At 68.4% G+C, this 24,650-nt stretch carries 18 protein-coding genes and 1 other annotated feature; of the genes, 10 read left to right on the top strand and 8 right to left on the bottom strand.

What is annotated here, in order from left to right; all coding sequences use genetic code 11:
- Nucleotides 1-76: 76 nt before the first annotated feature.
- Nucleotides 77-2,335 carry an NADP-dependent malic enzyme gene (locus NPJ82_RS03570; RefSeq protein ID WP_112382051.1) on the bottom strand — a complete coding sequence of 753 codons (2,259 nt, stop codon included), beginning with the start codon at nucleotides 2,333-2,335 and terminating at the stop codon, nucleotides 77-79.
- Nucleotides 2,336-2,458: 123 nt separating this feature from the next.
- On the opposite strand from NPJ82_RS03570, the gene mutS reads away from it, so the two are divergent.
- From mutS to NPJ82_RS03555, 3 genes are read left to right on the top strand one after another with little or no spacing between them, the layout of a single operon-like run.
- Nucleotides 2,459-5,029 (top strand): DNA mismatch repair protein MutS, encoded by a 2,571-nt coding sequence (gene mutS / locus NPJ82_RS03565; RefSeq protein ID WP_342658952.1) that lies wholly within the window; start codon nucleotides 2,459-2,461, stop codon nucleotides 5,027-5,029.
- Nucleotides 5,030-5,089: 60 nt separating this feature from the next.
- Nucleotides 5,090-5,932, top strand: coding sequence for an oxidoreductase (locus tag NPJ82_RS03560; protein WP_342658376.1), 843 nt, complete (start codon nucleotides 5,090-5,092; stop codon nucleotides 5,930-5,932).
- Nucleotides 5,933-5,986: 54 nt separating this feature from the next.
- The gene (locus NPJ82_RS03555; RefSeq protein ID WP_342658375.1) at nucleotides 5,987-8,734 is read left to right on the top strand and encodes a [protein-PII] uridylyltransferase; all 2,748 of its coding nucleotides are present in this window, start codon (nucleotides 5,987-5,989) and stop codon (nucleotides 8,732-8,734) included.
- 190 nt (nucleotides 8,735-8,924) lie between these two features.
- On the opposite strand, the gene NPJ82_RS03550 is transcribed toward NPJ82_RS03555, so the two are convergent.
- The 4 genes from NPJ82_RS03550 to ruvB form a co-directional block, all read right to left on the bottom strand.
- Entirely contained in the window at nucleotides 8,925-9,851 is a 927-nt protein-coding gene (locus tag NPJ82_RS03550; protein ID WP_112382047.1) for a tetratricopeptide repeat protein, read from the bottom strand.
- Between the two features lie 97 nt (nucleotides 9,852-9,948).
- Nucleotides 9,949-10,818 (bottom strand): helix-turn-helix domain-containing protein, encoded by an 870-nt coding sequence (locus NPJ82_RS03545; protein ID WP_342658374.1) that lies wholly within the window; start codon nucleotides 10,816-10,818, stop codon nucleotides 9,949-9,951.
- A gap of 93 nt (nucleotides 10,819-10,911) precedes the next feature.
- The gene (gene ptsP, locus NPJ82_RS03540; RefSeq protein ID WP_112382045.1) at nucleotides 10,912-13,185 is read right to left on the bottom strand and encodes a phosphoenolpyruvate--protein phosphotransferase; all 2,274 of its coding nucleotides are present in this window, start codon (nucleotides 13,183-13,185) and stop codon (nucleotides 10,912-10,914) included.
- An 81-nt stretch (nucleotides 13,186-13,266) separates the two neighbouring features.
- Complete coding sequence (gene ruvB, locus NPJ82_RS03535) at nucleotides 13,267-14,298, bottom strand: Holliday junction branch migration DNA helicase RuvB (protein WP_149682178.1); 1,032 nt, start codon at nucleotides 14,296-14,298, stop codon at nucleotides 13,267-13,269.
- A 73-nt stretch (nucleotides 14,299-14,371) separates the two neighbouring features.
- Between ruvB and NPJ82_RS03530 the strand changes: the two genes are divergently transcribed.
- Nucleotides 14,372-14,971 (top strand): exopolysaccharide biosynthesis protein, encoded by a 600-nt coding sequence (locus NPJ82_RS03530; protein WP_342658373.1) that lies wholly within the window; start codon nucleotides 14,372-14,374, stop codon nucleotides 14,969-14,971.
- Between the two features lie 3 nt (nucleotides 14,972-14,974).
- On the opposite strand, the gene pyk is transcribed toward NPJ82_RS03530, so the two are convergent.
- Nucleotides 14,975-16,447, bottom strand: coding sequence for a pyruvate kinase (gene pyk / locus NPJ82_RS03525; RefSeq protein WP_149682180.1), 1,473 nt, complete (start codon nucleotides 16,445-16,447; stop codon nucleotides 14,975-14,977).
- A 76-nt stretch (nucleotides 16,448-16,523) separates the two neighbouring features.
- On the opposite strand from pyk, the gene NPJ82_RS03520 reads away from it, so the two are divergent.
- Nucleotides 16,524-16,817 (top strand): DUF1244 domain-containing protein, encoded by a 294-nt coding sequence (locus tag NPJ82_RS03520; protein WP_112382041.1) that lies wholly within the window; start codon nucleotides 16,524-16,526, stop codon nucleotides 16,815-16,817.
- 121 nt (nucleotides 16,818-16,938) lie between these two features.
- The gene (locus NPJ82_RS03515; RefSeq protein ID WP_112382040.1) at nucleotides 16,939-17,199 is read left to right on the top strand and encodes a DUF2312 domain-containing protein; all 261 of its coding nucleotides are present in this window, start codon (nucleotides 16,939-16,941) and stop codon (nucleotides 17,197-17,199) included.
- Between the two features lie 167 nt (nucleotides 17,200-17,366).
- On the opposite strand, the gene NPJ82_RS03510 is transcribed toward NPJ82_RS03515, so the two are convergent.
- Nucleotides 17,367-18,830, bottom strand: a complete 1,464-nt coding sequence (locus tag NPJ82_RS03510; RefSeq protein WP_112382039.1) for an ATP-binding protein — start codon at nucleotides 18,828-18,830, stop codon at nucleotides 17,367-17,369.
- 111 nt (nucleotides 18,831-18,941) lie between these two features.
- On the opposite strand from NPJ82_RS03510, the gene NPJ82_RS03505 reads away from it, so the two are divergent.
- From NPJ82_RS03505 to NPJ82_RS03490, 4 genes are all read left to right on the top strand, one after another.
- Nucleotides 18,942-19,685, top strand: coding sequence for a YebC/PmpR family DNA-binding transcriptional regulator (locus NPJ82_RS03505; RefSeq protein WP_149682181.1), 744 nt, complete (start codon nucleotides 18,942-18,944; stop codon nucleotides 19,683-19,685).
- A gap of 10 nt (nucleotides 19,686-19,695) precedes the next feature.
- Nucleotides 19,696-20,202: a crossover junction endodeoxyribonuclease RuvC gene (gene ruvC / locus NPJ82_RS03500; RefSeq protein ID WP_149682182.1), complete on the top strand. Its 507-nt coding sequence runs from the start codon at nucleotides 19,696-19,698 to the stop codon at nucleotides 20,200-20,202.
- Between the two features lie 592 nt (nucleotides 20,203-20,794).
- Entirely contained in the window at nucleotides 20,795-21,391 is a 597-nt protein-coding gene (ruvA, locus tag NPJ82_RS03495; protein WP_149682183.1) for a Holliday junction branch migration protein RuvA, read from the top strand.
- A gap of 87 nt (nucleotides 21,392-21,478) precedes the next feature.
- Nucleotides 21,479-21,534 (top strand) — a sequence feature (sul1 is cis-regulatory element that is thought to sense ions involved in sulfur or methionine metabolism; They are found in Alphaproteobacteria).
- 61 nt (nucleotides 21,535-21,595) lie between these two features.
- Nucleotides 21,596-23,086: a SulP family inorganic anion transporter gene (locus NPJ82_RS03490; RefSeq protein WP_342658372.1), complete on the top strand. Its 1,491-nt coding sequence runs from the start codon at nucleotides 21,596-21,598 to the stop codon at nucleotides 23,084-23,086.
- A 70-nt stretch (nucleotides 23,087-23,156) separates the two neighbouring features.
- Here NPJ82_RS03490 and lpdA read toward each other — a convergent pair whose 3' ends face one another.
- Nucleotides 23,157-24,551, bottom strand: coding sequence for a dihydrolipoyl dehydrogenase (lpdA, locus tag NPJ82_RS03485; RefSeq protein ID WP_342658371.1), 1,395 nt, complete (start codon nucleotides 24,549-24,551; stop codon nucleotides 23,157-23,159).
- Nucleotides 24,552-24,650 lie beyond the last annotated feature (99 nt).

Genomic DNA, 24,650 nt, shown 5'->3' with positions numbered 1-24,650 from the left:
TCAGGTCACCATAATAACAAGGGCCGGAGGATCGCTCCCCCGGCCCTTTGATCATGTCCCGATCGTTGCGCAGGCGTTACCGCGCGATACCGCCCGCCGCCAGCACCGCCAGCGTCACCAGCTCGCTGGCCGTGGAGGTCATCGGCGCGATCTGTACCGGCTTTTCCATGCCGATCAGCATCGGGCCGATCATGTCGTCGCCACCCAGTTCGCGCAGCAGCTTGGCCGAGATATTGGCCGATTGCAGCCCCGGCATGATGAGGACGTTCGCCGGCCCCGACAGCCGCGCGAAGGGGAAGTTCTTCATCTGCTTCGGGTTCAGCGCCACGTCCGGCGCCATCTCGCCCTCATATTCGAAGCTGACCTGCCGGCGGTCGAGCGCCGCCACGCCTGCCCGGACATTGTCGATCCACTGGCCATGCGGGTTGCCGAAGGTCGAGTAGCTGAGGAACGCCACCCGCGGCTCATGCCCCATGCGGCGCGCCACCGCCGCGGTGCGCTCGGCGATATCGGCCAGTTCCTCGCCCGACGGCCGCTCGTTCACCGTGGTGTCGGCGATGAACACGGTGTGGCTCTGCCCGACCAGCAGGTGGATGCCGAACGGCACCTTGCCGTCCACCGGATCGATCACCCGGCGCACGTCGCGGAAGGTCTTGGCATAGGTGCGGGTGACGCCGGTGATCATCGCATCGGCATGGCCGAGCTGGAGCAGCGTCGCGGCAAAGGTGTTGCGGTCCTGGTTGATCAGCCGCTCGGCATCGCGGCGCAGATAGCCGCGACGCTGCAGCCGCTCGTACAGGAAGTCGACCATCTCCGGCACCAGGGTCGAGGTACGGCTATTATGCACCTCATATTCCTCGGGCTTCGACACGCCGAGCGCTGCCAGTCGGTCATGGACATCGTCGCGTCCGACCAGCACCGGGATACCATAGCCGCCTTCCTTGAACGCGATGGCGGCGCGCAAGACCACCTCTTCCTCGCCCTCGGCGAACAGCACGCGCTTGGGATGCGCCCGTGCGCCCTCATAGGCCATGGTCAGTACCGACGTCGTCGGGTTCAGGCGCGCGCGCAGCTTCTGGCGATACGCCGCCATGTCCAGGATCGGCCGCGTCGCCACGCCCGAATCCATCGCCGCCTTGGCGACCGCGGAGGGCACCAGTTCCATCAGCCGCGGATCGAACGGCGCCGGGATGATATATTCGGGGCCGAAGCTGTGCTGCGTGCCGTAAGCCAGCGCCACTTCCTCCGGCACGCGCTGGCGCGCCAGTTCCGCGATGGCATTGGCGGCGGCGATCTTCATCTCGTCGTTGATGCCCGTCGCGCGCACGTCCAGCGCGCCGCGGAAGATGAAGGGGAAGCCGATGACGTTGTTGACCTGGTTCGGATAATCCGACCGGCCGGTCGCCACGATCGCGTCGGGCCGGGCGGCCTTGGCCAGTTCGGGGCGGATTTCCGGCTCCGGATTGGCCATCGCGAAGATGATCGGCGACTTGGCCATGTCCTTGACCATTTCGGGCTTCAGCGCGCCCGCGGCCGACAGCCCCAGGAACACGTCCGCGCCGTGCAGCGCCTCGGTCAGGGTGCGGCGATCGGTGACCGCGGCATGCGCCGACTGCCACTGGTTGATGTCGTCGCGGCCCTGATAGATCACGCCCGTGCGGTCGCACATGATGACGTTGTTCTGGCGAACGCCCATCGCCTTCATCAATTCGGTGCAGGCGATCGCGGCGGCGCCCGCGCCGTTCACGACGACCTTCACGTCCTCCAGCTTCCGGTTGGTCAGCAGGCAGGCGTTGATCAGGCCGGCGGCGCAGATGATCGCGGTGCCGTGCTGGTCGTCGTGGAAGACCGGGATGTTCATCCGCTCGCGCAACGTCTGCTCGATGATGAAGCATTCCGGCGCCTTGATGTCCTCAAGGTTGATACCGCCGAAGCTCGGCTCCATCAGCTCGATCGCATCGATCAGGCGATCGACGTCCTCGGTCTTCAGCTCGATATCGATCGAGTCGACATCGGCGAAGCGCTTGAAGAGCACCGCCTTACCCTCCATCACCGGCTTGGAGGCGAGCGCGCCCAGATTGCCGAGACCCAGGATCGCCGTGCCGTTGGAGATCACCGCGACCAGATTGCCCTTGGCGGTATAGTCATAGGCGGTGGCGGGATCGTCGGCGATCGCCTTCACCGGCACGGCCACGCCTGGCGAATAGGCCAGCGCCAGGTCGCGCTGCGTCGCCATCGGCTTGGACGCGATGATCTCGATCTTGCCCGGCCGCCCCTCGGAGTGGAACAGCAGTGCTTCGCGCTCGGAAAACTGGTCGGTGGGTTCTTCGGACATGGGCGACCTTCGTATGCGGATAACGGGACGCTACGGCTCTTGAAGCTTTCGCCCCCCGCTTTCAAGGCCGTTGCCCGCGCGCGGTGCAACCCCTAACCGGTGGCCATGTCCGCTCCCACCCCGATGATGGCCCAGTATCTCGCGCTCAAGGCGGAGGCCGAGGATTGCCTGCTCTTCTACCGCATGGGCGACTTTTTCGAACTTTTCTTTGAAGATGCGCGGGTTGCAAGCGGCGTGCTGGACATCGCCCTCACCAGCCGCGGCGAGCATGCGGGTGAGAAGATCCCGATGTGCGGCGTGCCCGTCCATGCCGCCACCGCCTATCTGCAACGCCTGATAAAGGCGGGGCACCGCGTCGCCATCGCCGAACAGACCGAAACTCCGGCCGAGGCCAAGGCGCGCGGCGGATCAAAGGCACTGGTCGCGCGCGGCATCGTTCGCGTCGTCACCGCCGGCACGCTGACCGAGGAGGCGCTGCTGGATGCCCGCACCGACAATTGGTGCGTCGCCATCGGTGAAGCGGGCGGCGAGGTCGCGCTGGCCGCCGCCGACGTCTCCACCGGCCGCTTCCTGGTGATCGACGCCAGCGCCGATGCGATCGGCGCCGAGCTTGCCCGCCTTGCGCCTGCCGAGACGATCGCCAGCGAGACGGGCGATTACACCCAGGCCGCCACCGGCCTGCGCCCCAGGGCGGATTTCGACAGCGCAGGCGGTGAGGCACGGCTGAAGCGTCTGTTCGGCGTCGCCACGCTGGATGGCTTCGGCCAGTTCGGCCGCGCTGCGCTCGCCGCCGCCGGCGGGCTCGTCGCCTATCTCGACCACACCGCGAAGGGTGCGCTTCCCTTCCTCCGCCCGCCCGTACTGGTGCAGGCGGCGGGGACGATGGCGATCGACGCCGCCACGCGTGACAGCCTGGAGCTCACCTGCACCACCGGCGGCCAGCGCAAGGGCTCGCTGCTCGACACCGTGGATCGCACCGTGACCGGCGCCGGTGCCCGCGCGCTTGGCGGCGATATCGGTGCGCCGCTGATGGACCGTGCCGCGGTCGAGGCGCGGCTGGATCTGGTGCAATTCTTCCACGACGATCCGGCGCTGCGCGAAACCCTGCGCGGCGCCCTGCGCGCGCTTCCCGATATCGGCCGCGCCCTCGGCCGCCTCGTCGCCCGTCGCGGCTCCCCACGCGACCTCGGCCAGCTTCGCGACGGCCTTGACGGCGCTTGGCGGCTCGCCAACCGGCTGGGGGACGGCCCCGTGCTGCTCGGACAGGTCGTGCCGCACCTGCGCGGCCACGGCGCGCTGATCGACCTGCTCGCCCGCGCGCTCGTCCCCTCCCCCCCGATCGAGGCGTCGGACGGCGGCTATATCGCGGCGGGCTATGATGCGGCGCTCGACGATCTGCGCGACACCGGTGCCGGCGGCCGCCGCGCGATCGCCGCGCTGGAGGCGGAGTTCCGCACCCAGACCGGCATCACGACGCTCAAGATCCGCCATAACGGTGTGCTCGGCTATCATGTCGAGGTGCCGGCGCGCGCCGCCGACGCGCTGATGAAGCCCGACTCGGGCTTTACCCACCGCCAGACCCTGGCCGGCGTCGTCCGCTTCAACACCCCCGCGCTGCACGAGGTCGCCGCGAAAGTGTCGCAGGCCGGCGCGCACGCGCTCGCTGCCGAGGCCGCGCATCTGGAGGAGCTGATCGCCCAGGCGCTCGCCGCGCGCGACCGGATCGCCGCCACCGCCGATGCGCTTGCCCGGCTGGACGTGGCGAGCGCACTGGCCGAGCGCGCGGCGGAGGGCGGCTGGGTCCGCCCCGAACTGGTCGATCATGCCTGTTTCGAGGTGACGGGCGGCCGCCATCCGGTGGTCGAGGCCGCGGTCGCACGCTCTGGCGAGCGTTTCGTCGCCAATGACTGCCAGTTGTCGGAAGGGTCGCGGCTCTGGCTGGTCACCGGGCCGAACATGGGCGGCAAATCCACCTTTCTGCGCCAGAACGCGCTGATCGCGGTACTGGCGCAGGCGGGCAGCTACGTTCCCGCCACCCGCGCGCGCATCGGGCTGGTCGATCGCCTGTTCAGCCGCGTCGGCGCGTCGGACAATCTCGCGCGCGGCCGCTCGACCTTCATGGTCGAGATGGTGGAAACCGCCGCGATCCTGGCACAGGCGACGCCGCGCAGCCTGGTCATCCTGGACGAGGTCGGCCGCGGCACCTCCACCTATGACGGGCTCGCCATCGCCTGGGCGGTGGTGGAGGCGATCCACGAGGATAATCGCTGCCGCTGCCTGTTCGCGACCCATTACCATGAACTGACCCGACTGGCGGAGCGCTGCGAAGCGCTCAGTCTCCATCATGTCCGCGCGCGCGAATGGAAGGGCGAACTGGTGCTGCTGCACGAGGTCGCCACCGGCCCCGCCGACCGCAGCTACGGCCTCGCCGTCGCCCGCCTCGCTGGCATGCCCCCCGCCACCATCGCCCGCGCCAAGTCCGTCCTCGCCCGGCTCGAGGCCGGCCGCGCCCGGACCGGCGGGCTCGCCGCCGGCCTCGACGACCTCCCCCTCTTCGCCGCCGTCGCCCAGGCCGAGGAAGAACAATGCGACGCCATCCGCAGCGCGGTGGAGGCGATCGACGTCGACAGCCTGTCCCCGCGCGAGGCGCTCGACGCGCTCTACCGGCTGAAGGCGCTGGCACGGGACGGATAAGGAACCGCGCCCGACCATCTGCGTAGAGGGGCAAACCCTTCACCCAGAGGCGCATTTTCCATGTCCGACACCCCCGTCTGGTTCATCACCGGCTGTTCCACCGGCTTCGGCCGTGCGCTGGCGGAACGCGTGCTCGCACGCGGATGGCGCGTCGTCGCCACCGCACGCGACCGCGCCCGCGTCGCCGATCTGTCGGGCGATGACGACAGCCTGCTCGCCCTCGATCTCGATGTCACCGACGTCGGCCAGATCGCCGCCGCGGTGGACGCCGCAAAAACGCGCTTCGGCCGCATCGACGTGCTGGTGAACAATGCCGGCTATGGCTACCAGGCCGCGATCGAGGAGGGCGTGGAGGAGGAGATCCGCGCCCAGTTCGACGCCAACGTCTTCGGCCTGTTCGCCCTCACCCGCGCCGTCCTCTCCCTCATGCGCCACGCCGGCCGCGGCCACATCCTCAACATCACCTCCGTCGCCGGCCTCGCCGGCTTCCCCGCCTCCGGCTACTACGCCGCCAGCAAACACGCGGTGGAGGGCTGGTCCGATTCGCTTGCCGCCGAAGTCGCGCCGCTCGGTCTCCACGTCACCTGCGTCGAGCCCGGCCCGTTCCGCACCGACTGGGCCGGCCGCTCGCTGCGCCAGACGCCGAACCGCATCGCCGCCTATGCCGAGACGGCTGGCGCCCGCATGAAAAGCACCAGCGACATCAGCGGTCAGCAGGCCGGCGACCCGGTTCGCGCCGCCGACGCGATGATCGCGCTCACCGAACGCGCCGACCCGCCCCGCCACCTCGTCCTCGGCCGCTGGGGGCACGACGCGGTCGTCCAGCGCCTGCGCGAGCGGCTGGCCGAGATCGAGTCGCTGCGCGACGAAGCACTGGCCACCGACTTTCCCGACGGCGGCTGACGCCCGGCACAACGCGGCTCAACTTGTTCGCGCCAAGCGGCTATGGCCTGATCCATGTCGAGCCGCTTCGAAACACTGTCCCACCGCCGCGCCATCGTCGATCGTCGGGCGCTGGCCGACCGCATTGCCGCGCTGGGGCCTCTACGCGGGGCGGAGGGGCGCAAGCGGATGACGCCGGTGCTGAAGGAGGCGCTGGAGGCTGGGCGGGCGGAGGTGTCGCGGCGCCTGATCGCCTATCCGTCGCGCGGGCTGGAGGCGGCGGCGGGGCAGGCCTATCTAGTCGACCAGATCCTGCGCGTGCTGTTCGATGCGACGACGCAGGGTCTTTATCCGCTCCACAACCCCACCGCCGCCGAACGGCTGACCCTGATCGCGGTCGGCGGCTATGGCCGGGGCGAGATGGCGCCGCACTCGGACGTGGATATCGGCTTTCTCACCCCCTGGAAGCAGACCCCGCATGCCGAGCAGGTCATCGAGTCGATGCTCTATTCGCTCTGGGACCTGGGGCTAAAGGTCGGCCATTCCAGCCGCTCGGTGGACGAGATGATCCGCCAGGCGCGCAGCGACATCACCGTGCGCACCGCCCTGCTCGAATCACGGCTGATCTGCGGCGACGCGGGGCTGTACGAAGAGGCCGGCCGCCGCTTCAAGGCCGAGATCCAGAAGGACACCCACCGCCAGTTCATCGCCGACAAGCTGGCCGAGCGCGATGCGCGCCACCGCAAGATGGGCGACACGCGCTATGTGGTCGAACCCAATGTGAAGGAGGGCAAGGGCGGCCTGCGCGACCTCCATGCGCTGTTCTGGATCGGCAAATACGTCCATGACGTGCAGCGCGCGACCGATCTGGTCGATGCCGGGCTGTTCACGCGGCAGGAATATCGCCAGTTCCACCGTGCCGACAATTTCCTGTGGGCGGTGCGGTGCCACCTGCACGACATCACCGGCCGCGCCGAGGACCGGCTGACCTTCGACGTGCAACGCCAGATCGCCGAGCGGATGCGCTATGCCGATCGCCCCGGCAAGCCGCGCGTCGAGCGCTTCATGCAATTCTACTTCCTACAGGCCAAGACGGTGGGCGCGCTGACCGGCGTCTTCCTGGCGCATCTGGACGAGCGGTTCGCGGCGCGCGGCCACCGCTTCGGCCTTCCCACCATCCGCCGCCGCCCCCGCCGCCTGAACGGCTTCGTCCTTGATCGCGGCCGGCTCGCCCTGCCGCATGACGGCTTCTTCGCCGAGGACCCGGTGCGCCTGATCGAGGTCTTCCAGCTCGCCGACCGTTACGAGCTGGAGGTGCATCCGCTGGCGATGCGCGCCGCCGCGCGCGACGCCAAGCTGGCCGACGAGATCCGCAACGATCCCCGCGCCAATGCGCTGTTCCTCGACGTGCTGACCAGCCCCCGCGATCCCGAACTGGTGCTGCGCTGGATGAACGAGGCGGGGGTGTTCGGCCGCTTCGTGCCCGATTTCGGCCGCGTCGTCGCGCAGATGCAGTTCGACATGTACCATCATTATACGGTGGACGAGCATACGATCCGCGCCATCGGCCTGTTGTCGCGGATCGAGCGCGGCCGGCTGCGCGAGGATCATCCGCTTGCCAGCACGGTGGCCGAACAGATCCTGTCGCGCCGCGTGCTGTTCGTCGCGGTGCTGCTCCACGACATCGCCAAGGGGCGCGGCGGAGACCATTCGATCCTGGGTGCAGGGGTCGCCCAGCGGCTGTGCCCGCGCCTGGGGCTGAGCGCGGCGGAGACGGAGACGGTCGCCTGGCTGGTCCGCTGGCACCTCCTGATGTCCGCCACCGCGTTCAAGCGCGACCTGTCGGACTTCAAGACGATCCTCGACTTCTGCGAAACCGTGCAAAGTCCGGAGCGGCTGCGCCTGCTGCTCGTGCTGACCGTGGTCGACATCCGCGCCGTGGGCCCCGGCACCTGGAACAGCTGGAAGCGGCAATTGCTGTCCGACCTGTACGAGGCCGCCGAGGAGGTACTGCGCCTCGGTCACAAGCAGCGCGGGCGCGGCGAGCGCATCGCCGCCAAGCAGGCGCGGCTGGCCGAGGCGCTCGGCTGGACGCGGGAGAATTTTCACGGCCATGTCCGGCGCCTGCCCGAAGCCTATTGGATCGCCGAGCCCGACGACGTGCTGGCGATCAACGCGCGGCAGATGGCCAAGGCCGGCGACGCGCAGCTGTCGATCGAGGCCGCGGTCGATCCCGATCGCGGCGCGACCCTGGTGTCGATCTACGCCGCCGACCATCCCGGCCTGTTCTACCGCATCGCGGGCGCGATCCATGTCGCGGGCGGCAACGTCATCGATGCGCGCATCCATACGACGCGCGACGGCATGGCGATCGACAATTTCCTCGTGCAGGACCCGCTGGGCCGCCCCTTCGACGATCCGGGGCAGTTGGCCCGCCTGAACCGCGCGATCGAGGATGCGCTGGCCAATCGCGGCAAGCTGGCCGACCGGCTGGTCGCCAAGCCCGCTCCCCGCCCCCGCGCCGAGGCGTTCGATCTGCAACCCAATGTCCTGATCGACAATCGCGCATCGAACCGCTTCACCGTGGTGGAGGTCCATGCCCGCGACCGGCCGGCGCTGCTCAACCGCCTGGCCCATGCGCTGTTCCAGTCCAAGGTCACGATCCATTCCGCGCACGTCGCCACCTATGGCGAGCGCGCGGTGGACGTATTCTACCTCACCGACCTGACCGGCGACCGCATCGTCGCACCCGCGCGGCTCAAGACGCTGGAAAAACGCCTGCTGGGTGCCGCCACCGGCGAGACCATGGAACTGGCGGCGTAACGCCCTCTCCCCAGCGGAGGGGCCTCAGGTAGGCAGCGCCCGGTGCTGGTTACCCATGCCGGGGGCATGACCGACCTGATGCTGAAGGGGCCCGCCGCGCAAGCGGTGGGAGGGTGAGGGGCAGACCAACAGTGCTGCGCTGCTTGGCGCTCCCTCACCCTTCCCTCAGAGGGGAGACGGCGTTTCCGCCCTACTTACACTTGGCCGCCGAACGCCCCGCTTCGACCTGCCCCTTCATCGCCGCCGACAGCTTGGCGCCGTATACGTCCGACAGCTCGTCATAGACCTTGCACGCATCCGCCGGCTTGTTCAGCTTGGTCAGCGCCTGTCCCAGATACAGCAGGCTGTCGGGCGCCCGCTCGCCATCGGGGAATTTCTTGTAATTCTCGTAAAAGGCCATGGAGGCGAGGCTGGGCTTGCCCGTATCGAGATAAGATCGGCCGAGCAGGTTCTGCGCATAGCTGGCGCGCTTGCTCTTCGGATAGGTCGCGACGACCTTTTTCAACTGCGCCTCGGCCTCCGGATATTTCTTCGCGCTCCACAGGCGGTATCCGTAAAGATACTCGTCCTCCGCCGCGTCGCCGGTCGAGGGCTTCTCCACCCCCGCCACCGCGACGGGCGCCGCGGTCGCAGCCGCGGCCGGCTTGGCGCTCGCGCTGCCGCCGGGCGCGCGGACCGGCGGCGGCGACACCGCAGCGCCCTCCAGCGGCGCGCTTTCGCCCGCCGGCGCGATCGGTGCCGGCCCGCCCTCGACCAGCTTCAGGCGATTGTCCGTGGCGCGCTTGTACGCCTCGAACTGTTCCTGGAGCTGACGGACGCGAAAGCCGTTCTGCTCGATCTGCCCGGTCAGCGACGCCAGCTGCTCTTCCAGCGAGGTCACGCGCGACGAGAGATCGGCGACCGCGCTGGTCGCGGGCACGCCGGCGGCCGTCTGCGGCGCCTGCGACGCGGTGATGTCGGGTTGCAGATACTGGCCCGCCCCGTTCGGGAACACCTTGCGCTGGACGGCACGCATTTCGCTTTCCAGCTTGGTCACACGGCCCTCCACGCCTTGCGCGGATACCGCCGTGGGCAGGAACAGCGCGGCGGCAACGCCGGTCATCAACAGGTTACGCATCGATCACACCCCCCGGTGCAAGCAGGATTTTCATGAACATCGACCATAACTGCAACGCCCAAGCTGTCGCCAGCCTTAAAGCGGTTGCCGGCGCACGCTATTCCGGAATGGCCGCCGCGTTCAGCGGCCTCGGCGGCGCCGGCTCGGCGGCGGGCGCCGGAGCCGCGGCCGGGATCGGCGTCCCGGCCAGCCGCGCACCGACGGCGGCGGCGTCGACCCGCACATCCTTGATCGGGCGCGATCCGTCGCCCAGCGGCGGCGTCGCCTTGCCGTTCAGCATGATGGTCAGCTTGTCGGGGCGACCGACATTGATCTTGGGCTCGCGCGCGGTGGTCGGCACGTCGAACCGTTCGCCCGCCTTCATCGTGCGCAGGAACAGCGTCTCGTTGTTGGCGTCATAGACGCGCAGCCACACCTCGTCATTGGCGACCAGCGTCACCTGCCCGGTCGTGACGGCCGGCACCGGCTGCGTCACCGTCCTGGGTGCGGCGGCCGGGGTCGGCGCGGCGATTTCGGGTGCCGCCGGCGTCGTCGCGGTGCGGTTGTGGAACAGCTCGGTGCCGAACCACAGCGCCACCAGCACGAGGATGGCGAGCGCCACGCCGACGCCGAGGATCGCCAGGCCGCGCGGCGGCACGCGGGCCGGGTCGGCGATGTCGTGGGGCACATAGTCGCTCTGCCGGCGACCGATCCGGTCCACCTCGGCGCGCACCGAATGCGCGATCGCCACCTCGTCCGCGCCGACCGCGCGGGCATAGGCCTTGGCAAAGCCCATCGCATAGGTCGCCGATGGCAGGCTCTGGTAATCCGATGCCTCGATTGCGGCTAGATGGCGGTTGGGGATGCGGGTGCGTGCGCCGACATCCGCGAGGGACAGCCCCTGCGCCTCGCGGGCGGCGCGCAGAACGTCTCCGGCGCGCGCGGGTGCCGCGGGCGCGGCGTCATGGCCCGGATTGACCTCGTCCATTCTCAACTCCGAAGCGACCGCGGCCCACCCTGCCGGTCGCCCCCGTCTTTCCCAAAGGGTTGTAGGCGTGTCAACGCGCCCTCTGCCTTGGCATCAGGCCAATTCCACGCCGTTCGTCGCAGCCCAGGCACCAAGCACCCCGCGCATGTCGCGCGGCGGATGCGCCAGCAGCCGGTCCATCTCGGCGGCGATGGCGGCGTGATCGAGCGAACGGACCATGGCCTTGACCGGTCCGACCGCCGCCGGGGTGATCGACAGGCGGTCGATGCCGATCCCGATCAGCGCCATCGCCTCCAGCGGCCGTCCGCCCATCTCGCCGCATACCGCGACCGGCACGCCGGCGGCGCGGGCCGGCTCCACCACCCGGCGCAGGAAGCGCAGGATGGAGGGCGACAGCCAGTCATAGCGTTCTGCCAGCTTGGGGTTCGCACGGTCGGCGGCGAACAGGAACTGGGTCAGGTCGTTGGTGCCGATTGACAGGAAATCGACCTGCGGCAGGATCAGGTCCAATTGCTCGGCCAGCGCCGGCACTTCCAGCATCGCGCCATAGCGTATCTCGTTCGGCATCCGCTTGCCGCGTCCCGACAGGAATACCCGCTGCGCCTCGAACAGCGCGCGTGCCTCGTCGAACTCCCAGGCCTCGGACACCATCGGGAACATCACGTTCAGCGTGCGCCCGCCCGCCGCCTCCAGCAGCGCGCGCGCCTGGGCCTTCATCAGGCCGTCGCGTTCCAGCGCGAGGCGCAGCGCACGCCAGCCCATCGCCGGATTTTCCTCATCGCCCGCCTCGATGTTGAGATAGGGCAGCGCCTTGTCGCCGCCGATATCGATCGTGCGGAACACCACCGGGCGCTCGCCCGCCGCTTCCAGCACTTCGCGGTACAGCCGCTGTTGCCGCTCGCGCTGCGGCAGCGAGGCGGAGACAAGGAACTGGAACTCGGTCCGGAACAGGCCGATCCCGTCCGCACCGGTGATGTCCAGCGCCGCGGCATCGTCGCGCAGGCCGGCATTAACCATCACCGTCACCCGGTGGCCGTCCTTCGTCTCCGGCGCCACGTCGCGCAGCGCGGCATAGGCGGCGCGGCGCTTCTGGCGGAGCGTCAGCTTGGCATCGAACGCTTCCTCCATCGCCGCGGAGGGCCGGACGAAGACGTTGTTCTCGATCGTGTCGAGCAGCAGCCGGTCGCCCTCGGCGATCAGCCGGCGGGTGTCGCGCACCCGGCCCAGCACCGGCACGCCCATCGCGCGCGCGACGATGATGACGTGCGCGGTCAGCGATCCTTCCTCCAACACCACGCCCTTCAGGCGGCGCTTGTCATATTCCAGCAGCTCGGCCGGCCCCAGGTTGCGCGCGATCAGGATCGTGTCCTGGCGCAGGCCAAGTTGCGCCGCCGTCCCCATCTGGCCCGACACGATGCGCAGCAGCCGGTTCGACAGGTCCTCCAGATCGTGCATCCGGTCGGCGAGCAGGGGATCGTCGATCTGGCGCATGCGCTGGCGGGTGCGCTGCTGCACCCGCTCGATCGCCGCCTCCGCGGTCAGGCCGCTGTCGATCGCCTCGTTGATCCGCCGCGCCCACCCCTCGTCGTACGCGAACATCTTGTAGGTATCGATCACCTCCTCATGCTCGCCGCCGACACCGAACTCGGCCTCGCGCGCCATGCGGTCGATCTGTTCGCGCATCTTGTCGAACGCGGCATAAACGCGGTGCCGCTCGGCATCGGTGTCCTCGGCCACGGTATGCTCGATGGTGATGCGCGGCTGGTGGAAGACGGCAAAGCCCGAACCCATGCCGTCGACCAGCTTCTGGCCCATCAGCCGCTGCGACGCGGTGCTCTGCGGACGCCCGGCGCCCTGCCCGCCCTCGTCGATCAGCCCGGCATTGGAGATCAGCTCGGACAGCACCATCGCCACCGTCTGCAAAGCCTCGATCTCGACATCCTGATACCGGCGCGGCTCGCTGTGCTGCACCGCCAGCACGCCCACCGCCCGCTCGCGCCGGATGATCGGCACGCCGGCGAAACTGTGGAAGCGGTCCTCGCCCGTCTCTGGCTTGTAGGCGAAGTCAGGATGGCTGGCGGCTTCGTCCAGGTTCAGCACCTCGACATCCTCGGCGATCGTGCCGACCAGCCCTTCCCCCATCGCCAGCTTGGTGACGTGCACCGCCTCCTGCGCCAGCCCGCGCGTCGCGAACAGCTCCAGCACGCCCTCGCGCAGCAGGTAGATCGAACACACCTCGCTCCCGATCGCTTCACCGATGATCTGGACGACCTGGTTCAGCTTGGATTGCGCGGGCGCCCGCGACGCCATCACGTCGTGCAGGCGGACCAGGATTTCGCGGGCGGAGGCAGCGGCCGATAGGGGCATGGGCCAAGGGCTAACAGATCACTGCCTTGGGTGCCATGCAACATTATGACGCAGGGCACGAAGCTGGAGTGGCTGTCCCGATTATCCGCCCAGGTCGAACAGGCCGTCCTGGCTGCCCACCGGCGGATTGAGGCCCAGATGCTTCCAACCCCCGGCATTTAGCACGCGCCCGCGCGCGGTGCGCGCGACCAGGCCCAGCTGGATCAGATAGGGCTCGATCACTTCCTCGATCGTGTCGCGCGGTTCGCTCAGGCCCGCCGCCAGCGTCTCCACGCCGACCGGGCCGCCGCGATAGACGTCGGCGATCATCATCAGATAGCGGCGATCCATCGCGTCCAGCCCCAGCGCGTCGACCTCCAGCCGGTTCAGCGCCTGATCGGCGGCGCGGGCATCGACCACGTCATGCCCCGCCACCGTCGCGAAGTCGCGCACCCGGCGCAGCAGGCGACCCGCGATGCGCGGCGTGCCCCGCGACCGGCGCGCGACTTCGGTCGCGCCGTCCTCCGCAATGGCCAGGTCGAGCAGCCGCGCCGCGCGCGTCACCACCCGGGTCAGTTCCTCGACCGTATAGAATTGCAACCGCACCGGAATGCCGAATCGGTCGCGCAGCGGCGTGGTCAGCAATCCCTGCCGCGTGGTGGCGCCGACCAGCGTGAAGCGCGGCAGGTCGATGCGGACCGAACGGGCCGACGGCCCCTCGCCGATCATCAGGTCCAGCGCGCGGTCCTCCATCGCTGGATACAGCACCTCCTCCACCGCGGGCTGAAGCCGGTGGATCTCGTCGATGAACAGCACGTCGCCGTCTTCCAGATTGGTGAGCAGCGCCGCCAGATCGCCCGACTTGGCGATCACCGGGCCGGAGGTGGCGCGAAAGCCCACCCCCATCTCGCGTGCGATGATCTGCGCCAGCGTCGTCTTGCCCAGCCCCGGCGGGCCGAAGAACAGCACATGGTCCAGCGCGTCGCCCCGCGACCGGGCCGCCTGGATGAAGACGCGCAGATTGTCGCGCGCGGCCTGCTGGCCGACGAATTCGTCGAGATGCTTGGGGCGCAGCGCGGCGTCGACATCCTCGGGACGGCGGCTCGCGGACAAAAGGCGGTCGGTGTCGGTCACCTTTCGTTCCGTAGCGGGCGAGCGGGGGCGCTGTCGAGTGGAACCGCGCCACTTGTCATCCCGTTCCGCCCCCATGGCCAGTGATCCCCACAGCATCAGCGATATTCTCGACGCCCTGGATGAACTTGCGGACAAGCAGGACCGGGTTTCGCTCGGCGATGTGATCGAGGCTTTCGGCAACCGGTCCTATGGCCCCTTCCTGCTGTTGCCGGCGCTGGTCGACATATCGCCGGTCGGGTCGATCCCCGGCCTGCCGACCGTCCTCGCCTGCGTGATCCTGCTGACCGCGGTGCAGATGGTGCTGGGGCGCAAGCATCTCTGGCTGCCCGGCCTCCTGCGCAACCGCTCCGTCAAGGCCGAGACGGTCCGGAAAACCACGAAAAAGGCGCGCAAGCCTGCCGGCTGGGCGGACCGCTGGTTCCATGGTCGCCTGCCGGCGCTGACCAAAGGGCCGTTCGTGCGGGTCGCGGCGGTGGCGTGCATCCTGCTCGCCTGTACGGTGCCGCCGCTGGAATTGCTGCCGCTGGCGACCACCGCGCCGATGGCGGCGATCGCCACCTTCGGCCTGGCATTGATGGTCCGCGACGGGCTGGTGATGATCGTCGCGATCGTGCTGGCCGGCGTCGCAGTCGCGATCGGCGCCGGCCTGCTGGGGTCGAAGATCGGCGGCTGAAGTTCAGGCCTCCGCGCGATCCTCGCCGTACTTCTCCAGTTCGTCGCCGGTCAGCCGTGTGACGTGCAGCACGTTGGTCGATCCCGGCGTGCGGAACGGCACGCCAGCCATGATGATGACCTGATCGCCCGCAGCGGCGATGCCGTGACGCAGCGCCATGCGCTTCGACTTGGCGACCATTTCCTCGAACGATTCGACGTCGCGGGTGTGCACCGCATGACAGCCCCACAACAGGCCGAGCCGCCGTGCCGTCTCCGCCTGCGGGGTCAGCACCAGGATCGGCACCGGCGGCCGCTCGCGCGCCACGCGGCGTGCGGTCGATCCGCTAGTGGTGAAGCAGATGATCGCCTTGGCCGAGGTCGTGCGCGCGATGCTCTTGGCCGCCTCCGCCATCGCGTCCGCAGTGGTGGGATCGGGCTTCATCACGGTGAAGTGCACGCGGTCGCCATGCGCCGGGTCGCCTTCGACCGACACGCCGATCGCGTTCATCATCGCAACCGATTCGACCGGCCACGAACCCGCCGCCGATTCGGCGGACAGCATGATGGCATCGGCACCGTCATAGATGGCGGTGGCGACGTCCGACACTTCCGCGCGGGTCGGCGACGGGCTCTGGATCATCGATTCCAGCATCTGCGTGGCGACCACCACCGGACGGCCCATGCGGCGCGCCACCTCGACGATGCGCTTCTGCAGCGGCGGCACCGCCTGCGGCGGCAATTCGACGCCCAAGTCGCCGCGTGCCACCATCACGCCGTCGCACTGCTCGACGATCTCGTCCAGCCGGTCAATCGCCGCCGGCTTCTCGATCTTGGCAAGGAGCGCCGCCTTGCCCTTGATCAGGCCGCGCGCTTCCATCAGGTCCTCGGGCCGCTGCACGAAGGACAGGGCGATCCAGTCGACCCCCTGCTCCACCGCGAACGCCAGGTCGGAGCGATCCTTGGGCGTCAGCGCCGCCATGGGCAGCACCACGTCGGGCACGTTCAGCCCCTTGTTGTTCGACAGCGCGCCGCCGACCTCGACCAGGGTGACGATGCGATCCGCATCATGGTCCGCGACGCGCAGCACCAGCTTGCCATCGTCCAGCAACAGGCGCGCACCCGGCTCGATCGCGGCAAAGATCTCCTTGTGCGGCAGTTCGACACGCGTTGCGTCGCCCGGCGTCGGGTCGCGGTCGAGCACAAAGGTGCTGCCCGTCTCCAGCACGGTGCGCCCGCCCTCGAACTTGCCGACGCGCAGCTTGGGACCCTGAAGATCGGCCAGGATCGTGGTCGGCCGGTTGAACCGCGCCTCCATGCCGCGGATCGCCTGGATGAGCGGCACCTTGGACGCCTGGTCGCCATGGCTCATGTTGATCCGGAACGCGTCCGCGCCCGCCTGGAACAGCGTGGCGATCATTTCGGGATCGCTGCTGGCGGGTCCCAGCGTGGCCAGCACGCGGACTTTGCGGGATCGGGGGGCGAGGGCCTTGGTCATGTAGCGCTTATCCTGCGAACTTTGCCCGCACGGCTCTAACCTCTATTACGCGCCGATCAACCTTGGAGCTTGTAAAATGGACCGTCTCGACACGCTGGACGACGCCGCCGCCGCCGCGGCCTTCCGCCGGCTGGTGCGCCACCTGCGCCACCGCACCGATGCGCAGAATGTCGACCTGATGGGTCTGGCCGGCTTCTGCCGCAACTGCCTGTCCGACTGGGTGGGCGAGGCCGGCGGGCTGGACAAGGATGCCGCGCGCGAGACGATCTACGGCATGCCCTATGACCGGTGGAAGGCCGAGCATCAGGCCGACGCATCGCCGGAACAGCTTGCCCGCATGAAGGAAAGCGTCGCAAGGAACGCGCACTGACGACGGTTGAGCGGCGCGCGCAAAACGCCTAGACGCGCCGCCGCACCCGACATCGGGAATCTTCAACGCCGCCCCGTCCGCGCGGGCGAGGGCCGCGGCATCAAAGGGAAAGCGAATCACCATGGCGGACGCGGAATTCGAAGGCTCGGGCCAGGTTGCGGCAGACGAGCTGCGGCTGCTGATCGAGCGCGCCGAGCGGCTGGAAGAAGAAAAGAAGGGCATCGCCGACGACATCAAGGACGTGTTCGGCGAGGCCAAGGCCCGCGGCTACGACCCCAAGGCGATCAAGAAGATCATGTCGATCCGCAAGAAGAAGCGCGAGGAATATCAGGAGGAAGAGGCCATCCTGGAGGTCTATATGCAGGCGCTCGGCATGCTTTGAGCACTCTCCCCCTCTCCCCTCCGGGGAGCATCAGGTGAACAGCGCCCCGCGCTGTTCAGGTCATGCCGGGGGCATGACCGACCTGATGCTGGAGGGGCCCACTGCCAAAGGCAGTGGGAAGGTGAGGGGCCGCCAAGCAGTGCAACGCTGCTCGTCACGCCCCCGATTCAAGCCGCCTCGGCAGCCTGCGTCGTCCACCCCAGCCGCGGGATCGTGATCGACCGCTTGCCGGTCAGGTCGGTACGGCACACGAACAGGTCGCGGCTCTCGATATAGCCGATCAGGCGCCGCACCCGCCCCAGCGAACTGGTGCCATAGGTCTGCGCGATCTGCGTATCGGGCGGACATGGCTCCCCCGCCCGCGCCGCGCGCGCCACCAGCAGGAAGGCGCCCAGCATATCGTCGGGCAGCGCACTCGCCAGCGCCAGCGCATCCTGCCAGTCGGGATCGCTCACATCGAAGATGCCGGCGCGCGCGCAGGACAGGCGCCGCGCGAAACCGTTCAAATCCAGCGGCGGGCGCGCCAGTCCCGCCATGCGGCACCGCACCTGAAAATCCTGGAACAGCACGGACGCCGGACGGAAAGTCGATTCGGCATCCTCGACAATCGCGCGCAGCACCGCAGCATAGATCGCCTCCACCTCCTCGCCGCTCATGTCGGGCACCGCCGGTGCGGCCGTGGTGGGCAAGGGCGGACGGCCCAGATCTGCCATCAACTCGTCGGCCGGCACCCGCCGCGGACGCGGATCAAAGGTCATCGGCAGTTGCGGCGCCTCCTCCACGGGGGCGAACAACAGGTCCTGCAAATCGGGTGGCGGCGCATCGGGCAGGGGCGTCAGCTTGGGGCTGCCCGAACGGGCCGAGGTTTCCACCGCACCGATCTTCACCGTGATCGGCCGCCGCGATACCGCCGGGCCCAGCGCCAGGAAGGTGCCGCGCGCCAGATCGCGAATCGCATCCGCCTGCCGCCGCTCCATGCCCAGCAGGTCGGCCGCGCGCGCCATGTCGATGTCGAGGAAGGTGCGTCCCATCAGGAAGTTGGACGCCTCGGCCGCGACGTTCTTGGCCAGTTTCGCCAATCGCTGCGTCGCAATCACGCCGGCCAGGCCGCGCTTGCGCCCGCGGCACATGAGGTTGGTCATCGCCGACAGCGAGGCCCGGCGCACCTCCTCCGTCACCTCGCCGCCGGTGGTGGGCGCAAACAACTGCGCCTCGTCCACCACGACGAGTGCGGGATACCAATGCTCGCGCGGTGCATCGAACAGCGCGTTCAGGAAGGCGGCGGCGCAGCGCATCTGCCCCTCGATCTCCAGCCCCTCCAGGCTGAGCACGACGGAGGCACGGTGCTCGCGGATACGGCTGCCGAACTTCGCCACCTCGCGCTCGGCATAATCGCCCGCTTCGATCACGACATGGCCATAGGCCTTGGACAGGGTGACGAAATCCCCTTCCGGATCGATCACCACCTGTTGCACCTGCCCCGCCGATTTTTCGAGCAGGCGGCGCAGCAGATGCGACTTGCCCGAACCCGAATTGCCCTGCACCAGCAGGCGGGTCGCCAGCAATTCTTCCAGATCGATCGGGACGGACGCACCGCGTTCGTCCGTTCCCATGTCCACGCGTACCGTCATGGCCGCGGGCCATGCCGCATGGGCACGGCCCCAAACAAGACTTGTATTTCGCGCAGGTGGCAAAACCGTCCCCGGCCCGCTAAGTGCGCTGCATCACTCAATGAGGCACCGATGGCAGGCCACAGCAAATTCAAGAACATCATGCACCGCAAGGGCGCGCAGGACAAAAAGCGCTCGGGCATGTTCTCCAAGCTTTCCCGCGAGATCACCGTGGCGGCCAAGATGGGCCTGCCCGATCCCGACATGAACCCGCGCCTGCGCGCCGCGGTCAACGCAGCCAAGGCGCAGTCGATGCCCAAGGACAATATCCAGCGCGCGATCGACAAGGCATCGAAGGGCGATACGGAAAATTACGAGGAAATCCGCTACGAGGGTTTCGGCCCCGGCGGCGTGTCGCTCATCATCGAGGCGCTGACCGACAATCGCAACCGCACCGCCACCAACGTGCGCACCGCGGTGTCGAAGAATGGCGGCAATTTGGGCACCGCAGGCTCGGTCAGCCACGGCTTCGACCGGGTCGGCCTCATCACCTATCCGGCCAGCGCCGGCGACGCTGAAAAGGTGTTCGAGGCGGCCCTGGAAGCGGGCGCCGAGGACGTGACATCTACCGAGGACGGCCACGAGATCTGGACCGAACAGGGCGCGCTGCACGAAGTCAGCAAGGCGCTGGAGCCGGTGCTGGGCGAGGCCGAGGGCGCCAAGCTCGCCTGGCGGCCGCAGACGATGGTGTCGGTCGAGGAAGGCGATGCCGCGACTTTGTTCAAGCTGATCGACGCGCTCGACGACGACGACGACGTGCAGACCGTCTGGGGCAATTACGAAGTCTCGGACGAGGTCATGGAGAAGCTGGGTTGATCCAGCCGGCATGATCCTGCTCGGTCTCGATCCCGGTCTCGGCACCACCGGCTGGGGTGTCATCGCGGCGGAGGGCAATCGGCTGCGCCATGTCGGCAACGGCCAGATCAAGACCGAGCCGTCCATGCCCCTGCCCCGCCGCCTGACCTATCTCCACGCCGCGCTGGCCGAAATGATCCGGGTGGAACGCCCGGACGGCGCGGCAGTGGAGGAGGTGCTGGGCAATTCCAACGCGCAGTCTACGCTGAAACTGGGTCAGGCGCGCGGCATCGTCCTGCTGTCCGCGGCCCAGGCCGGGCTGATCGTCGGCGAATATCACCCCAGCATCGTCAAGAAGGCGGTGGTCGGCACCGGCGGCGCGGACAAGAAGCAGATCCAGGCGATGGTCGGCCATCTGCTGCCCGGCGTAAAACTGACCGGCCCCGACGCCGCCGACGCGCTGGCGGTGGCGATAACCCACGCCCACCACCTCGCCAGCGCCCGCGCGCAAATGCGACGAACAGGCATTTCCGCGTAACCTTCCGGGAAGCCGCGAAATGTTCGTTCACGCGAAGCCGCGAAGAGGATTCTTCACGCGGAGGCGCGGAGAGGTTGCATGCGGCGCGACCGAAACACCTGCTGTCGATCGGAAGACATGCCCAACCGGTGAAAAATGAGCCTCCGGCTCGAAAATGATCCCTGCGCCTTCGCAAAACCTTCTTCTTCTCCGCGCCTCCGCGCCTCCGCGTGAACCCCTTCCTTCTTCGCGTCTTCGCGTCTTCGCGTGAACCCTCCCAGGCCACCGCCAAGCGATGCCCCCAAACAAAAGGAAGCCGCGAAGCCGCGAAGACGATGTTTCACGCGGAGGCGCGGAGGCGCGGAGGGGTTGCGTGCGGCGCGACCGAAACACCCGCTGTCGATCGGAAGACACGCCCGATCGGTGATGCAGGATGAGCCTCCGGCTCGAAAAACGATCCCTGCGCCTTCGCGCAAACCCTCTTCTTCTCCGCGCCTCCGCACCTCCGCGTGAATCCCCCCCCTCTTCGCGTCTTCGCATGAACCCTTCCCCGACCACAGGGAGCGCATCGCCCCCGTGACAGCGTGCCGGGTTTGTTCTAGCGATCACTCCCATGATCGCGCATCTCAAGGGACGATTGGACGCAACCGGCACCGACCATGCGGTGATCGATGTCGGCGGCGTCGGCTATCTGGTCGGCGCCTCGGCGCGCACGCTGGCGGCGATCGGCCCGGTGGGCGAGGCCGCGATGCTGCACACCGAAATGCTGGTGTCGGAGGATTCGATCCGGCTCGTCGGCTTCTCCTCCTCGGCCGAGCGGGACTGGTTCCGGCTGCTGACCGGCGTGCAGGGCGTGGGCGCGCGCGTCGCACTCGCCATCCTGTCCGCGCTCGACCCGTCCGAGATCGCCCGCGCTGTCGCCAGCGGCGACAAGGCGATGATCGCGCGCGCCAACGGCGTCGGGCCGAAACTTGCGCAGCGCATCGTGATGGAATTGAAGGACAAGACCGGCGGCATCATCCTTGGCCCCGCCGCCGCGTCGCAGGTGATCCCGGTCGGCGCCGGCGCCGATGCGGTGTCCGCGCTGCTCAACCTCGGCTTCCGCCCCGCCGAGGCGAGTGCCGCGGTCGCGGCCGCGGAGGAGGATCTGGGCGAAACCGCGACGCTCGACGCGCTGGTCCGCCTCGCGCTGCGCAAGGCGGCGAAATAGGGCCGCGAAACAGGGCCATGAAACAGGGCGGCGGCATAGCGCGGCTTGCCCCGCCCCCATCACCTCCGCTAAGGGCGCGATCAATCGCAAGGACCCGGTGAGACTCCGGGTGGCTCTTCCGGCCGCCGATCCGCCGGACAACCTGCCCATGCCCTATCCGTCGCGCCCGTATCCGGCGCCATGGGCCCCGTTGCAGATTTCCTCATGACCGATTTTCTTTCCCGCACCCGCGCCGAATGGTTCGTCGGCGCGCCGCAGGCCGGCCGCGACGTCCTTGCCGGCGTCGTCGTCGCGCTCGCCCTGATCCCGGAGGCGATCGGCTTTTCGATCATCGCCGGTGTCGATCCCAGCGTCGGCCTTTATGCCTCGGTGGCGATCGCCATCGTCATCTCGCTGCTCGGTGGGCGTCCCGGCATGATCTCGGCCTCGACCGCGGCGGTGGCCGTGGTGGTGACGCCGCTCGTCCGCGATCACGGCGTCGACTACCTCTTCGCCGCGACGATCCTGATGGGCCTCATCCAGATCGTCGCGGGGCTGGCCCGGCTCGACCTTCTGATGCAGTTCGTCTCCCGCTCGGTCATCACCGGCTTCGTCAACGCGCTCGCCATTCTGGTCTTCATGGGTCAGTTGCCGCAACTCGTCGGCGTGACGTGGCACAGCTATGCGATGGTCGCCGCCGGCCTCTTCATCGTCTACCTCTTTCCACGCGTGACGAAGGCGGTGCCCGCCCCGCTGGTGACCGTCCTGTCGCTCGCCGCGGTCAGCATCGCGCTGGGCCTGCCGGTGCGCACGGTCGGCGACATGGGCAACATCCCGCACGGCCTGCCGAGCTTCACCCTGCCCCGGGTGCCGCTCACGCTGGAGACGCTACGCATCATCCTGCCCTTCTCGCTCACCATGGCGGCGGTCGGCCTGCTGGAGGCGCTGCTGACCGCGCAGATCGTCGACGACATGACCGAGACCGACAGCAACAAGCGCCGCGAATGCATGGGTCAGGGCGGCGCCAACATCGCCTCGGCGCTGGCCGGCGGCATGGGTGGCTGCGCGGTGATCGGCCAGACGGTCATCAACGTCACCTCGGGCGGCCGCACCCGGCTATCGACCTTCGCGGCGGGTGCGGTGCTGCTCTTCATGCTTGCCGTCCTCGGCCCCTGGGTCGGGCGCATCCCGATGCCGGCGCTGGTCGCGGTGATGATCATGGTCGCGATCGGCACCTTCAGCTGGAACTCGATCACCAACATCCGCCACCACCCCTGGACCTCCAGCGTCGTCATGGTCGCGACTGTCATCGTCGTCGTCGCGACCCACAACCTGGCACAGGGCGTGCTCGTCGGCGTGCTGCTCTCCGGCGTCTTCTTCGCCGGCAAGGTCCAGCGCATGTTCGCGGTCATCCGCGACGTGCAGGGCGACCGCGCTACCTACCGCGTGTCGGGCCAGATCTTCTTCGCCTCGGTCGATCGCTTCACCCGCGCCTTCCGCACCGACGAGCCTGCGACCGCCGTGGTGATCGACGTCTCCGCCGCGCACTTCTGGGACATTTCCGGTGTCGGCGCACTCGACAAGATCGTCACCCGCCTGCGCGGTGGCGGCCGGACGGTCGAGGTGATCGGCTACAATGCCGCCAGTGCCGACCTGATCGACCGCTATGCGCTGCACGACAAGACGGGTGTGGAAACCGGCGCCGTCCCGCACTGACCGCCCACGAAAAGGGCCGCGGGAGATCGCTCTCCCGCGGCCCCTTGCCGGTTCCGGATCGTGGTGCCGATCAGACGTGGATCGGCTTGCCCCGCACCGCCATCGCGGCTTCCTTCAAGGCTTCCGAATGCGTCGGATGGGCATGGCAGGTATAGGCGATGTCTTCCGACGTCGCACCGAACTCCATCGCCTGCGCCGCCTGCGCGATCATCGTCCCCGCCAGGCTGGAGACGATCCACACGCCCAGCACCCGGTCCGTCTTGGCGTCGGCAATGACCTTCACGAAGCCATCCGTGTCGCGGTTCGTCTTGGCGCGGCTGTTCGCCATGAAGGGGAACTTGCCGACCTTTACCTCGCCCTTCTCCTTTGCGGCTTCCTCCGACAGCCCAACGCCCGCAATCTCGGGCATCGTATAGACCACACTCGGAATCACGTCGTGGTTCACAATGCCGGTCTGGCCGGCAATGTTCTCGGCCACCGCGACGCCCTCGTCCTCGGCCTTGTGCGCCAGCATCAGGCCCGGCGCGACGTCGCCGATCGCCCAGACGCCGTCGACATTGGTCGCGAAGTCATGATCGATCTCGACCTGGCCACGGTTGTTGAGCTTCACGCCCGCCGCGTCGAGGTTCAGGCCGTCGGTGTTCGGCTTGCGGCCGATCGCGACCAGCACCGCATCCGCGGTCAGCGTTTCCGCCGCACCGCCATTCGCCGGCTCCAGCGTCACGGTCGCCGTTTCGCCCTCGACCGTGACGCCGGTCACCTTGGTGCCGGTCTTCAACTCGAAGCCCTGCTTCTTGAACAGCTTGGCCGATTCCTTGCGGACTTCGCCGTCGAAGCCGGGCAGGATCTGGTCGAGATATTCGACCACAGTCACCTTGGCGCCCAGGCGACGCCAGACCGAGCCCAGTTCCAGCCCGATCACGCCACCGCCGATCACCACCAGATGCTCGGGCACCTTGGGCAGTGCCAGCGCGCCGGTGGAATCCACCACCACCTTCTGGTCGATCTCGACGCCGGGCAGCGGGGTAACCGACGAGCCCGTCGCGATCACGATGTCGCGCGCGGTAACCGTTTGCTCGCCGACGGTTACGGTGCTGGCGTCGGTGAAGCTCGCCTTGCCCTTCAGCCAGGTGACCTTGTTCTTCTTGAACAGGTACTCGATACCACCGGTCAGCTCACCGACCGCCTTCTTCTTCTCCGCATGCATCTGCTCGAGGTTCAGCTTCGCGCCCTCCACCTCGATCCCGAACTTCGCAAACGCCCCGTGGCTCGCTTCCTCGAACAGTTCGGAGGCATGGAGCAACGCCTTGGACGGGATACAGCCGACATTGAGGCAGGTGCCGCCCAGCGTCTCGCGCGATTCGGCACATGCGGTCTTCAGGCCCAACTGCGCCGCGCGGATCGCCGCGACATAGCCGCCGGGGCCCGCGCCGATCACCAGGACGTCATAGTCGTACTCAGCCATTTGTCTCTCCCGTTCCCCGGCCTTCGGGGTCCAGCCTTACGGGATCCGTCCCGCTGCGGTCGATATGTGAACGGACCCTCGCCGAAACGAGGGCCCGGC

Origin of the sequence: Sphingomonas sp. NY01 (assembly GCF_038809135.1) — a bacterium.
GTDB classification, from domain to species: Bacteria; Pseudomonadota; Alphaproteobacteria; order Sphingomonadales; family Sphingomonadaceae; genus Sphingomonas; species Sphingomonas carotinifaciens.
Note: the sequence above shows the minus strand (reverse complement) of the source record. Positions and strands in the feature narration are given on the sequence as shown.

Coding starts and splice junctions, on each gene's coding strand:
- NPJ82_RS03530 (WP_342658373.1), top strand. CDS start 14,372: ATGGCCAGTGATCCCCACAGCATCAGCGATATTCTCGACGCCCTGGAT.
- NPJ82_RS03520 (WP_112382041.1), top strand. CDS start 16,524: ATGGACCGTCTCGACACGCTGGACGACGCCGCCGCCGCCGCGGCCTTC.
- NPJ82_RS03550 (WP_112382047.1), bottom strand. CDS start 9,851: ATGCGTAACCTGTTGATGACCGGCGTTGCCGCCGCGCTGTTCCTGCCC.
- ruvA (WP_149682183.1), top strand. CDS start 20,795: ATGATCGCGCATCTCAAGGGACGATTGGACGCAACCGGCACCGACCAT.
- NPJ82_RS03505 (WP_149682181.1), top strand. CDS start 18,942: ATGGCAGGCCACAGCAAATTCAAGAACATCATGCACCGCAAGGGCGCG.
- mutS (WP_342658952.1), top strand. CDS start 2,459: ATGATGGCCCAGTATCTCGCGCTCAAGGCGGAGGCCGAGGATTGCCTG.
- NPJ82_RS03490 (WP_342658372.1), top strand. CDS start 21,596: ATGACCGATTTTCTTTCCCGCACCCGCGCCGAATGGTTCGTCGGCGCG.
- NPJ82_RS03555 (WP_342658375.1), top strand. CDS start 5,987: ATGTCGAGCCGCTTCGAAACACTGTCCCACCGCCGCGCCATCGTCGAT.
- NPJ82_RS03545 (WP_342658374.1), bottom strand. CDS start 10,818: ATGGACGAGGTCAATCCGGGCCATGACGCCGCGCCCGCGGCACCCGCG.
- NPJ82_RS03510 (WP_112382039.1), bottom strand. CDS start 18,830: ATGACGGTACGCGTGGACATGGGAACGGACGAACGCGGTGCGTCCGTC.
- NPJ82_RS03515 (WP_112382040.1), top strand. CDS start 16,939: ATGGCGGACGCGGAATTCGAAGGCTCGGGCCAGGTTGCGGCAGACGAG.
- ptsP (WP_112382045.1), bottom strand. CDS start 13,185: ATGCCCCTATCGGCCGCTGCCTCCGCCCGCGAAATCCTGGTCCGCCTG.
- NPJ82_RS03560 (WP_342658376.1), top strand. CDS start 5,090: ATGTCCGACACCCCCGTCTGGTTCATCACCGGCTGTTCCACCGGCTTC.
- lpdA (WP_342658371.1), bottom strand. CDS start 24,551: ATGGCTGAGTACGACTATGACGTCCTGGTGATCGGCGCGGGCCCCGGC.
- pyk (WP_149682180.1), bottom strand. CDS start 16,447: ATGACCAAGGCCCTCGCCCCCCGATCCCGCAAAGTCCGCGTGCTGGCC.
- NPJ82_RS03570 (WP_112382051.1), bottom strand. CDS start 2,335: ATGTCCGAAGAACCCACCGACCAGTTTTCCGAGCGCGAAGCACTGCTG.
- ruvC (WP_149682182.1), top strand. CDS start 19,696: ATGATCCTGCTCGGTCTCGATCCCGGTCTCGGCACCACCGGCTGGGGT.